Annotated in this window: 9 protein-coding genes; all 9 read left to right on the plus strand. The window is 77.9% G+C overall.

Going from position 1 to position 10,622, the window contains the following annotated elements; all coding sequences use genetic code 11:
- Window positions 1-70 precede the first annotated feature (70 nt).
- The 9 genes from GA0070214_RS09475 to GA0070214_RS09515 are packed head-to-tail and all read left to right on the plus strand — an operon-like array spanning window position 71 to window position 10,622.
- Window positions 71-724, plus strand: coding sequence for a hypothetical protein (locus GA0070214_RS09475; protein WP_091261540.1), 654 nt, complete (start codon window positions 71-73; stop codon window positions 722-724).
- A gap of 1 nt (window position 725) precedes the next feature.
- Window positions 726-1,025 carry a LysM peptidoglycan-binding domain-containing protein gene (locus GA0070214_RS09480; RefSeq protein ID WP_091261542.1) on the plus strand — a complete coding sequence of 100 codons (300 nt, stop codon included), beginning with the start codon at window positions 726-728 and terminating at the stop codon, window positions 1,023-1,025.
- A 1-nt stretch (window position 1,026) separates the two neighbouring features.
- Window positions 1,027-2,178 carry a hypothetical protein gene (locus GA0070214_RS09485; protein WP_091261544.1) on the plus strand — a complete coding sequence of 384 codons (1,152 nt, stop codon included), beginning with the start codon at window positions 1,027-1,029 and terminating at the stop codon, window positions 2,176-2,178.
- A 19-nt stretch (window positions 2,179-2,197) separates the two neighbouring features.
- A complete protein-coding gene (locus GA0070214_RS09490; protein ID WP_091261546.1) occupies window positions 2,198-2,695 on the plus strand; it encodes a phage baseplate assembly protein V in 498 nt (165 codons plus the stop codon).
- Window positions 2,695-3,012, plus strand: a complete 318-nt coding sequence (locus GA0070214_RS09495; protein ID WP_091261547.1) for a hypothetical protein — start codon at window positions 2,695-2,697, stop codon at window positions 3,010-3,012. Before GA0070214_RS09490 ends, GA0070214_RS09495 begins: the two co-directional genes overlap by 1 nt.
- Window positions 3,009-3,392, plus strand: a complete 384-nt coding sequence (locus GA0070214_RS09500; RefSeq protein WP_091261549.1) for a GPW/gp25 family protein — start codon at window positions 3,009-3,011, stop codon at window positions 3,390-3,392. Before GA0070214_RS09495 ends, GA0070214_RS09500 begins: the two co-directional genes overlap by 4 nt.
- Entirely contained in the window at window positions 3,389-5,893 is a 2,505-nt protein-coding gene (locus tag GA0070214_RS09505) for a putative baseplate assembly protein (RefSeq protein ID WP_091261551.1), read from the plus strand. The genes GA0070214_RS09500 and GA0070214_RS09505 overlap by 4 nt, the downstream gene beginning before the upstream one ends.
- A 56-nt stretch (window positions 5,894-5,949) precedes the next feature.
- A complete protein-coding gene (locus GA0070214_RS09510; protein WP_091261553.1) occupies window positions 5,950-8,448 on the plus strand; it encodes a baseplate J/gp47 family protein in 2,499 nt (832 codons plus the stop codon).
- Window positions 8,445-10,622: a phage tail protein gene (locus GA0070214_RS09515; protein WP_091261555.1), complete on the plus strand. Its 2,178-nt coding sequence runs from the start codon at window positions 8,445-8,447 to the stop codon at window positions 10,620-10,622. Before GA0070214_RS09510 ends, GA0070214_RS09515 begins: the two co-directional genes overlap by 4 nt.

A 10,622-nucleotide genomic window follows, 5' to 3' on the forward strand; every position in this document is an offset into this window, starting at 1 on the left:
ACAGCGGCAGGGTCCTCGGCGTGACGCGGGCGTGACGGCGGGGCGACGGCTCCGCGGGACCCTCGGCGGCGTGAGCAGCTTCCCGGGCAGCCCGCGTACCCTCCGCGGCGCCATCATCGCGGTGGACCCGCTGGGGCCGCTGTCCCGGGTGGTGGTGTTCCAGTACAACCCGGACCAGGTGCAGCGCACCATCGCGCCCCGCTCCGGCGGGGAGTCCGGACAGCGGGCCGCCGACGCGCACCGGGCCTGGGGCGCGCCCACCGAGACGATCACCATGACGGTCGACGTCGACGCCGCCGACCAGTTGGAGACCGGCGACCCGGTGGCCGCCACCGTCGGTGTCCTGCCCCAGCTGTCCGTGCTGGAGATGCTGCTGCACCCGGGCAGCGTCCGGGTGATCGCCAACTCGGTGCTGCTGGCCGCCGGGACCATCGAGATCCTGCCGGTGGAGCTGCCCATGGCGGTGCTGGTCTGGGGGCCGGCGCGGGTGGTGCCGGTGCGCATCACCCAGCTCGGCGTCACCGAGCAGGCGTTCAACCCCGCGCTGAGCCCCATCCGCGCCACCGTGGACGTCTCCGCCCAGGTGCTCACCTACGACGACCTGTCGCTGACCGACGTCGGCTACGGGCTCTACCTCGCCCACCTGGTCGCCAAGGAGGTCCTCGCCGTGGTGGGCGCGGTCTCCGGCGCCGTCGACGCCGTCACCGACCTGGCCGGAGCGTGACATGACCGGGCGCTACGACTCCGTACCCGTCGTCGGAACGACCGTGCCCGACGGCGCCGGCGGCCTGCGCGAGGTGCGCTACCTGCGGCGGCGGCCCCTGCCGGAGCTGCGCGACGTGCGGGCCGCCGCAACCCACCGGGTGACCGCCGGGGACCGGATCGACCTGGTCAGCCACCGGTACCTGGGTGACGCCACGGCGTGGTGGCGGATCGCCGACGCCAACGGGGCGCTCGACCCGGAGGCGCTGACCGGCCCGGACGCCGAGGGCGAGCTGATCGTCATTCCGCTGCCGGGGGTGTGAGGTGCTGCTCGGGTCCGGGCTGCGGCTCACCGTCCTGGCGGGACGGACCGTGCCGCTGCCGCTGTCGGTGGACCTGGCCCAGCGGTGGCGCTCCACCCGGGTCACCGAGAGCGACGCCGAGCGCAGTGCCTTCTCCCTGGTTTTCGACGCCGGCCGGGCCAGCCCGCTGGCCGCCGTGGACAGCCCGTTCGGGCCGACCGGGCCGCTGGTCCCGTTCGCCCGGGTGGTGCTGGTGCTCACCTTCGGCGTGGTGCCGGTGGTGCTCTTCGACGGCATCGTCACCGAGACCCGGCTCGACCCGGGCACCGGCGCCGGGCGGGCCACCTTCACGGTCACCGGGGAGGACGTGGGCAACCTGCTCGACCGCGAGGACCGCGACGTCGAGCATCCCGCCCTCGACGACTACCTGACCGTGCTGAAGATCCTCGCCCCGTACGCGGCGCGCGGCATCCTGCCCAAGGCGCTGCCCGCCCCGGTCACCGACCCGCCGCTGCCCATCGACCGGATCCCCACCCAGCACGGCACCGACCTGGAACACCTCGCGGAACTCGCCGGGCGGCACGGCTACGTCACCTACGTCGACCCCGGCCCGGTGCCCGGGCTCAGCTCGTTCTACTGGGGACCGCCGGTGCGGCTCGGCCTGCCGCAGCCCGCGCTCGCCGTCGACCTGGGCTCGGACAGCAACGTGCGGGAGGTCTCCTTCCGCACCGAGGCGACCCGGCCGGCCACGGTCACGGGGGCGGTGCACGACCGGCGTACCGGCGTGACCCTGCCGGTCGCCGCGGTGGCCAGCACCCGGCCGCCGCTGGCGGCCGTACCGTTCGCCCTCGCCAACGCCGGGGACGTGCGCCGCCGCCGGCTGCGCGAGGGCAGCAGCGACGCGGTCTCCGCTTTCGCCCGCGCGCAGGGCGAGGTGGACCGCGGCGCCGACGCGCTGGTCGCCGAGGGCACCGCCGACGGCGCCCGCTACGGGGCGGTGCTGCGCCCGCGCGGCCTGGTCGGCATGCGCGGCGCCGGCTGGAGCCACGACGGCCTCTGGTACGTCCGCCAGGTCGAGCACGACCTCGCCTACGGCGGCTACCGCGTCGGCTTCACCCTGTCCCGGGACGGGCACGGCTCGATCACCCCCGCGCTGCCCCGGAGCCCGTCATGACCACCCGGGAGGAGCGGCGATGACCCGGCAGTTCTTCGGCGTCTACCGAGGCAAGGTCGAGCAGAACGTGGACCCGATGCTGCGCGGGCGGGTGCAGGTCTCGGTCCCCAAGGTGCTCGGCGACGGCCGGTTGGCCTGGGCCGAGCCCTGCGTGCCCTACGCCGGCAACGGCGTCGGCGGGTTCAACCTGCCGCCGGTGGGCGCCGCCGCCTGGGTGGCGTTCGAGGGCGGCAACCCCGACTATCCGGTCCTGCTGGGCTGCTACTGGCAGGTCGGCGAGTCGCCCGCGCCCGGGCTGCCGCAGCAGCGGGTGTTCCAGTCCGACTCGGTGAGTGTCACGGTCAGCGACCTGCCCATGGTGGGCGGCCTGACCATCGAGGTGGGGCCGCCGGCCGTGCTCATCCCGCTCAAGGTGGTGCTCGGCTCCGGCGGGATCGAACTGTCCACCGGGGCCACCAAGGTCGTCCTCGACGGTGTGCGGGTCTCGGTCAACGACGGCGCGCTGGAGGTGATGTGATGCCCGGGCCCCTCGTGCACCAGGGCGCCGTGGTGATCTGCGCGCACGGCGGCCAGGCCATGCCCACCGTGCCCAACCCCCGGGTACGGGTCGGCGGACAGGCCACCGTGCTGCTCGCCGCGCCGTGGACGGTGGCGGCGTGCCCGTTCCCGCCGGTCTCCGGCGGTCCGTGCGTGACGAGCGTGTGGAGCGTCGGCAGCGTCCGGGTGCGCTCGATGGGACAGCCCCTCGTGCTGGCCTCCGGCCTGGCCACCTGCGCGCCCACCGGGGTGCCCCTCGCGGTCACCGCCAGCCAGTTCCGGGCGGTGGCGACGTGACCGCCGGCCGGCACGTCGGCTTCCCGCTGCGCGTCGGCGGCCGCGGCCGCACCGCCCTGGTCGGCGACGAGGATTACCTACGCGGCCTGGTCGAGGCGGTGCTGTTCACCCGCCCCGGCGAACGGGTCAACCGGCCCGACTTCGGCAGCGGCGTCGACCGGCTGGTCTTCGCACCGGCCGGCGACGAGATGGCGCACGCCACCCGGGCGCTGGTGCACGGCGCCCTGCAACGCTGGCTCGGCGACCTCGTGCAGATCGACGACGTGCGGGTCGAGGCGGCCGACGCCCAGCTGCGGGTGACCGTCAGCTACGTGCCGCTGGTCGCCGGGGCGGCCGTCGGCGAGCGGCGCAGCCTCACCGTGGTGGGCGGCACCCCGTGACCGCGCCGCTGCTCGACCGGGAGGCCCGCCGGGCGCTCGTCGAGGGGGAGAGCACCCTCGACGGCATCGATCACGTCGAGGTGCTGTCGAACCGGCCCGGCACGCCGGGACATGTGCCCGGCGCGCCCCGCCAGCGCACCCTCCTCGTGCACCTGCTGCGCGGCCCGGTCCCCGCCGACCTCGACGCCGGCCGGGTCCGCGTGCTCGGCGGGGTACGCGTCGACCCGCGGGTCAACCCGGTGCGGGTGCTCTGGGCGTACCCGGCGAACGTCGTGGCGGCCGGGCCGCCGCCCGGGGTGACCGCGGCCGACCGGGCCCTGGTGACCGGGGCGGTGCCGGGGCCCGAGCGGGGCCGGGTGCTCGTGGTGCGCACCTCCTCCAGCGGGGACTGGTCCAGCTACCTGCTCGCCCTCACCGGCCCGGGCGGCGAGGGCTTCCCGGCCGGCTTCGACGAGCCGCTGGCCACCTGCCCGTTCGCCTTCGCCGTCGACTGTCCCGACGAACTGGACTGCCGGCCCGACGGCGGCTGCCCGCCGGTGCCCGCCACCACCCCCGCCCTGGACTACCTCGCCCGCGACTACGCCGGGCTGCGCACCCGGCTGCTCGACCGGCTCGCCGTGCTGCTGCCCGGCTGGACCGACCGCAACGCGGCCGACCCGCTGGTCACCCTCGCCGAGCTGTTCGCCTACGTGGGGGACCGGCTCACCTACCGGCAGGACGCCATCGCCGCCGAGGCGCACCTGGCCACCGCGCGGCTGCGCCCCTCGGTGCGCCGGCACGCCCGGCTCCTCGACTACCGGATGCACGACGGCTGCGCGGCCCGGACCTGGCTGGCGTTCCGCACCGCCGCGCCGCTGACCCTGCCGCCGCGCACGCCGGTCGCCGGGGCCGAGGATCCGCTGCCGCCCGACGCCGGGGTCGAGGTAGCGGTGGACGCCGGGGCCACCGTCTTCGAGACCCTGGCCCCGGTGGCGCTGCGCCCGGCCCGCAACCAGCTCGACCTGCACGCCTGGGGCGACCCGGACGCCTGCCTGCCGGCGGGCGCGACGAGTGGCTGGCTTCGGCACCCGGCCGGCGCCGACCCCCAGCTACGGTCCGGCGACGTGCTCGTCCTCGCACCCGTCGACGAGACCGGGACCGTGGTGGGCGACGAGGCCCGCCGGCAGGCCGTCCGGCTCGACCGCGACCCGGTCACCCGCGCCGACCCCCTCGCCCCCGCCGGCACGGTGGTCCGCGAGCTGCACTGGGCCGCCGAGGACGCCCTGGCGGTCCCGCTGCCGGTGGCCCGCCGGGCCGCCGACGGCACCGCCTCCCCGGCCGCCGTGGCCCTCGCGAACGTCGCGCTCGCCGAGCACGCCGCCGCGCTGCCCCCGCGCGGGCTGCTGCCCCCGCAGGCCCCGGCCGACGGCCCGTACCGGCCGCGGCTGCCCACCGGGCGGCACCCGGTGGCCTGGACCGACGCGGTCGTGGACGCGCGCAGCGCCGCCGCCGCGCTGCGCCCCGACCCGCGCCGCGCGCTGCCCGCCGTGCTGCTCGACGACGGCAGCCGCACCTGGACGGCCGTGCCCGATCTGCTGGCCAGCGGGCGGCTGGACCCCCACGTGGTCGCCGAACCGGAGACCACCGGCGTGCTGCGGCTGCGCACCGGCGACGGCATCAACGGCCGCCGGCCGGCGCCCGGCGCCACGCTCACCGCCTGGCCCCGGGTCGGCGGCGGCACCGCCGGCAACGTCGGCGCGGACGTGCTCACCCTGCCGCTGCCCACCGCCGGGTGGGCGGTGCCGGCCGGGGTGCGCGTCTGCAATCCGCTGCCCGCCACCGGCGGCATCGACCCGGAATCGGTCGAAGAGGTGAAGGAGCTTGCCCCGTACGCGTTCCGCACCCAGCTGCGGGCCGTCACCAGCGCCGACCACGCTGCCGCGGCCGAGGAGAACCCGGGCGTGCAGCGCGCGGTGGCCCGGCGCCGCTGGACCGGCTCCTGGTACGCGCAGGAGGTCACCCTCGACCCGGTGGCCCGCCGGGCCGGCGATCCCGCGCTCGCCGCCGAGGTGGCCGCCCTGCTCGACGTACGCCGGCTGGCCGGCACCGACGTGGAGCTGGCGCCGCCCGCGCACGTCCCGCTGGAGATCGTCCTCGGCATCTGCGTGGCCGACGGCCACCTCGCCGCCGACGTGGAACGCCGGTTGCGCGCCGAACTGTCCGACCGCGTGCTGCCCGACGGCCGGCTCGGTTTCTTCCATCCCGACCGGCTCACCTTCGGCCAGTCCCTGTACGTCTCCGACCTCGTCGCCGCCGTCATGGCCGTGCCCGGCGTCGGCTACGTCGAGGTGGCCGACGACGACGCCACCGGCCTGCGGTTCCGCCGCCTCGGCCGGCCGCCCGCCGGTGAGGTCGCCCGCGGCCGGATCGACGCCGCCGCCCGCGAGGTGCTGCGCGCCGACAGCGACCCGAGCAACCCGGAGTACGGCCGGGTCGCCTTCCACCTGCGCGGTGGCGCGTGAGCTGCGGCTGCGGTGGCGGATGCGGGTGCGACCCACTGCGCCCGCCCGCGCCCGAGGTGACCAATCCGCCCGGGCAGCCCGCCCTGGCCTGGCGGGTCGCCCCGCACAGCCACGCCCTGGCCCGGATGCGGGCCGCGCTCGCCGAACCGGGCCTGCCGGCCGGCGTGCGGGCGGTGGCCGGGCAGGACGCCGACGATCCGCTGCTGGCGCTGCTCGACGCCGCCGCCGTGATGACCGACGTGGTCTCCTTCTACACCGAGCGGATCGCGCAGGAGGCGTACCTGCGCACGGCCACCGAGCTGACCTCGGTGCGGCACCTGGCCGGCATGATCGGCTACCAGCCGCGCCCCGGCGTCGCCGCCGCCGTGGACATCGCCTTCGACGTGGAGGACGCGCCGGGCGCACCGTCGCAGGTGGACGTGCCGGCCGGCACCCCCGTGCAGTCGGTGCCCGGGCAGGGCGAGCTGCCGCAGACCTTCGAGACCGGCGCCGACCTGCGCGCGTACGCGGCGTGGAACGCGATCCCCGGCGCCGCGGCCGGGCCGCAGGAGATCGACTTCGCCACCGACGCGATCTGGCTGCGCGGCACCGCGCTCGGTGTGCGGGCCGGCGACGGGGTGCTGGTGGTCGGCGCCGAACGCCGCCGGTACGGGCGGACCCCCGCGCACAGCCGTTCGGGCGCCGACCGGCGGCGCGACGACGAGCGCTGGGACTTCCGCGTCGTCACGGCCGTCGAGGAGGGCCCGCCCGGCCTGGCCGGCTGGACCCGGCTGGCGCTGGCCGAGCGGATCGGCTGGCGGCGGTCGACGCCGCTGACCGCCGAGGAGGACGTGCAGGTGCACGCCTTCGCCACCCGCACCAACCTGTTCGGCTGGAACGCCCCGATGGCGGGCCTGCTCGCCGGGAACGACCCCCCGCCGCCGGGCATCACGGACGGCGAGTGGGACGACATCGACAACCCGTTCCCGCCCGGCGACCCGGCCCCCGCCGACATGGTCGAGGTCGACGGCGACCATCCCCGGATCGTGCCCGGCTCCTGGCTGCTGCTCGAACGCCCCGACTACCGCGAGCTGTACGCCGTCGAGGCGACCGACCCCGCCGGCGACTCCCGGTTCGGGGTCAGCGGCCGGACCACGCGGGTGCGCGTCGACATCACCGAGAACCTGGACACCTTCGGCCGCCGGGACACCCTGGTGCGCGGCGAGTCCCGGCCGCTGCCGGCCGCGGAGCGGCCCCTCGTGGAGCCGGTCGGCGGCCGTCGGCTCACCCTGGTCGCCACCGACCCGCCGCTGCCCGCCGGCCGACGGGTGGTGGTCACCGGGTTCCCGCCCGGCGGCCCGCCCGCCGACCCGCTCGTCGCGGCGGCCACCGCACCGCCGCTGGCCGAGACCGCGGTGGTGCTGGCCTGCGCGGTCGCCGCCGACGGCCGGAGCATGACCGTCGACCTGGACCGCGACCTCACCCTCCAGTACGACCCGCGCGGCCTCCGGGTGCGCGGCAACGTCGCCGCGGCCACCCACGGAGAGACCGTCGTCCAGCCGCTCGGCAGCGGCGACCCCACGGTCGCGTTCCAGCGGACGCGTACCCGGCGCGGCCCGCTCACCCACGTCCGCGACGACAGCCCCGCCGGCGCCCGCAGCACGCTGGAGGTCCGGGTCGACGGGGTGCGCTGGGAGCCGGTGCCCGCACTGGACACCGCAGGCCCGGGCGACCGGGTGCACACCGAGCGCCTCGACGACGAGGGCCTGACCACGGTCACCACGGGCGACGGCCGGCACGGCGCCCGGCTGCCCGGCGGGGTGGAGAACGTCGTCGCCACCTACCGGGTCGGGGTCGGCGCCGCCGGCGCGGTCCGGGCCGGCCAGCTCAGCATCCTGCCCCGCCGCCCGTACGGGGTGCGGGCCGCCGGCAACCCCGCCCCGGCCCGGGACTGGGCCGACCCGGAGCAGCTCGACGCGGCGCGGGCGCACGCCCCGCTGCGGATCCGCACCCTGGACCGGGCGGTCTCGGTGGCCGACCACGAGGACTTCGCGGCCGGCTTCGCCGGGGTCACCCTGGCCCGCTCCGACGACGTGTGGGACGGCCGGGAGCAGGTGGTCGTGGTCTCCGCGCTCGGCGCGGCGGCCGGCGGCGGGGCCGCCCCGGCCGGGCCGGAGCTGGTCGCTGCGCTGCGCGCCGCCCTGGTGGCCGCGCGGGACCCCGGCACCCGGCTCGCCGTGCTGGCCGGGGAGACCGTCCCGTTCGGACTGCGCGTGGACGTCGCGCACGATCCGGCGTACCCGCGCGCCGACGTGGAGGCCGCGGTGCGGGCCGCCCTCGCGGCCGCGTACACGCCGCCGGCGCTGGGCTTCGCCACCGGCGTGGTGGCCTCCCGGACCCTGGTCACCGTCCGGGCCGTGCCCGGGGTACGCGCCTGCACCCTGCCCCGGCTGGCCGCGCCGCCCGGCGGCGCTCCCGTCGACCTGCTGGCCGCGCTGCCCGGCCGGTTCGCCGGCACGCTGCGCCCCGCCCAGGTGCTCACCCTCGCCGAGGTGACGATCGGGGTGATGTCGTGACCGACACCGCGCTGCACCGACTGCTCGACCTCGTGCCGGTGCACCTGCTCGCCCGCGACGCCGAGGCCGACGGCGGCACCGGCCCGCTCACCGCCCTGCTCGCCGCGGTGGCCCGTGAACTGGATCTGCTGGAGGCCGACCTCGACCGGCTGCACGACGGGTTCTTCGTCGAGACCTGCGCCGAATGGCTGGTGCCGTACCTCGCCGACCTGGTCGGTCTCGCCGAGCTGCCACCCGACCTCGGGGTCACGGTGAGCCGGCGGGCCCTGGTCGCCAACACCGTCGCCTACCGCCGCCGCAAGGGCACCGTGGCCGTGCTGGAGCAGGTCGCCCGGGACGTCACCGGCTGGCCGGCCCGCGCCGTGGAGCACCACCCGCTGCTGGTGGGCGCCACCCACGTCAACCACGTCCGCGCCGACCGGCCGGCAACCGTCTCGCTGCGCGGCGCCGCCCGGATCGAGGCCGCCGCCGTGGTCAGCCCGCCCGGGCCGCGCGGCGCCCTCGACCCGCTCACCCACACCGCCGAGGTACGCCGCATCCCCACCCGCCGCGGCCGCTACGGCATCGACCACGTGGCCGTGCACCTGTTCCCGACCCAGGCGTACGAGGTGGGCGCCCCCGAGGCCGACCTCCCGGCCGGTCCGAACGGCGGCTGGTCCGCCGCCCGCGCCGCCGGCGACCACTGGACCTTCGACCCGCTGGGCCGGGCCGTGCCCCTGTACGCCCCACCCCGCCGTGAGGAGGCCGTCGAGCGGCTCGCCACCGAGGCGGACCTGCCCGTGCCACTACGCCCGCGCCGGCTGCTCGACCTGCTCGGCCAGGCCCGCGCCGGCGCCCTGCCGGCGGCCGCGCTGCCGCTCGGCGTGCGGCTGCGGGTCGGCGGTGTCGACCAGCCCGACCTGACCCCGGACCGGATCCGGGTCTGCCACCTGGAGGACCCGGCCCCGGCCGCGGCGCCGCAGGTGATGGTCGACCCGGTGACCGGCCGGCTGCGGGTCCACGCCCCGGCCGCCCCCGACGCGGTCTTCGTCCGCTACGCCTACGGCGGCCTCGCCGACGTCGGCGCCGGCACCTACGACCGCACGGCCGCCCACGAGGCGCTGCTCGCCTCCGACCCGGGTGCCCCGGTCACCGCCGACGGGCCGGACGCGCCGCCCGCCGCCGGCCAGACCGAGGTGAGCTCCGGCGCGCCCGCTCCCACCGGCAGCGTGCCGACCCTCGCGGCCGGCCTGGCCGCGGCCGAGGCGTCCTGGGCCGCCCCTGGCAGCACCACCCGCGGTGGCACGTACGTCGTCTCGGTCGCCGACAGCGCCGGCTACCCCGGCGACCTCGCGGTCACCGTGCCCGCCGGCACCCGGCTGGTGCTGGTGGCCGCCGGCTGGCCGACCCGCCGCCGCCCGGACGGCGAGGTGCTCGCGCCCGTCCCCGGCCGGTACGCCCCCGACGGGCTGCGCCCGCACCTGCGCGGCAGCCTGCGGATCACCGGCGAGCCGGGCAGCAGCGTGGTCGTCGACGGGCTGCTCGTCGAGGGCGACGTGGTCGTCGCACCCGGCCAGCTCGGCCACCTCACCGTCGCGCATGCCACGGTCACCGGCGCGGTACGCGTCGAGTCGGCCGCCGGCCGGCCCAACAGCCGGCTCCAGCTCCGGCTCCGCCGGGTGGTGGCCGGCGCGGTCACCCTGGCCGCCACCGTGCCGACGGCCACCGTGGACACCTGCGTGCTCGACGCCACCACGGGGGGCGGGACCGCGCTGGCCGGCGAGGGCGTGCACGCCAGCCTGGAGGGCAGCACCGTGCGGGGCGCGGTCCGGGTGCGCAGCCTCGACGCCAGCAGCTGCGTCCTCGACGGGCCGGTGGCGGTGGCCCACCGCCAGGTCGGCTGCGTGCGGTTCAGCTACGTCGCCCCCGGCTCACGCACCCCGCGCCGCTACCGCTGCGTGCCGGCCGACGGCGAGCCCGGCCCGCTCCCGGTGTACGCGGCCACCGACCCGGCCTCGCCCGCGTATCCGGCCCTCGCCGGGTCCTGCCCGGTGACCATCCGCGAGGGCGGCGAGGACCGGGCCGAGCCGGGCGTGCACCACCACCTCAGGCGACCGCTGCGGCTCCGGGCGGCGCAGCGGCAGCTCGACCCCTACCGGCCGGTCGGCATCGAGCTCGGGATCTTCGGGAGTTGA

Source organism: Micromonospora chaiyaphumensis, from assembly GCF_900091435.1.
Lineage (GTDB): Bacteria > Actinomycetota > Actinomycetes > Mycobacteriales > Micromonosporaceae > Micromonospora > Micromonospora chaiyaphumensis.

Bases quoted from the DNA above. Each gene is read 5' to 3' on its own strand.
- GA0070214_RS09480 (WP_091261542.1), top strand. From the start codon at position 726: ATGACCGGGCGCTACGACTCCGTACCCGTCGTCGGAACGACCGTGCCC.
- GA0070214_RS09490 (WP_091261546.1), top strand. From the start codon at position 2,198: ATGACCCGGCAGTTCTTCGGCGTCTACCGAGGCAAGGTCGAGCAGAAC.
- GA0070214_RS09495 (WP_091261547.1), top strand. From the start codon at position 2,695: ATGCCCGGGCCCCTCGTGCACCAGGGCGCCGTGGTGATCTGCGCGCAC.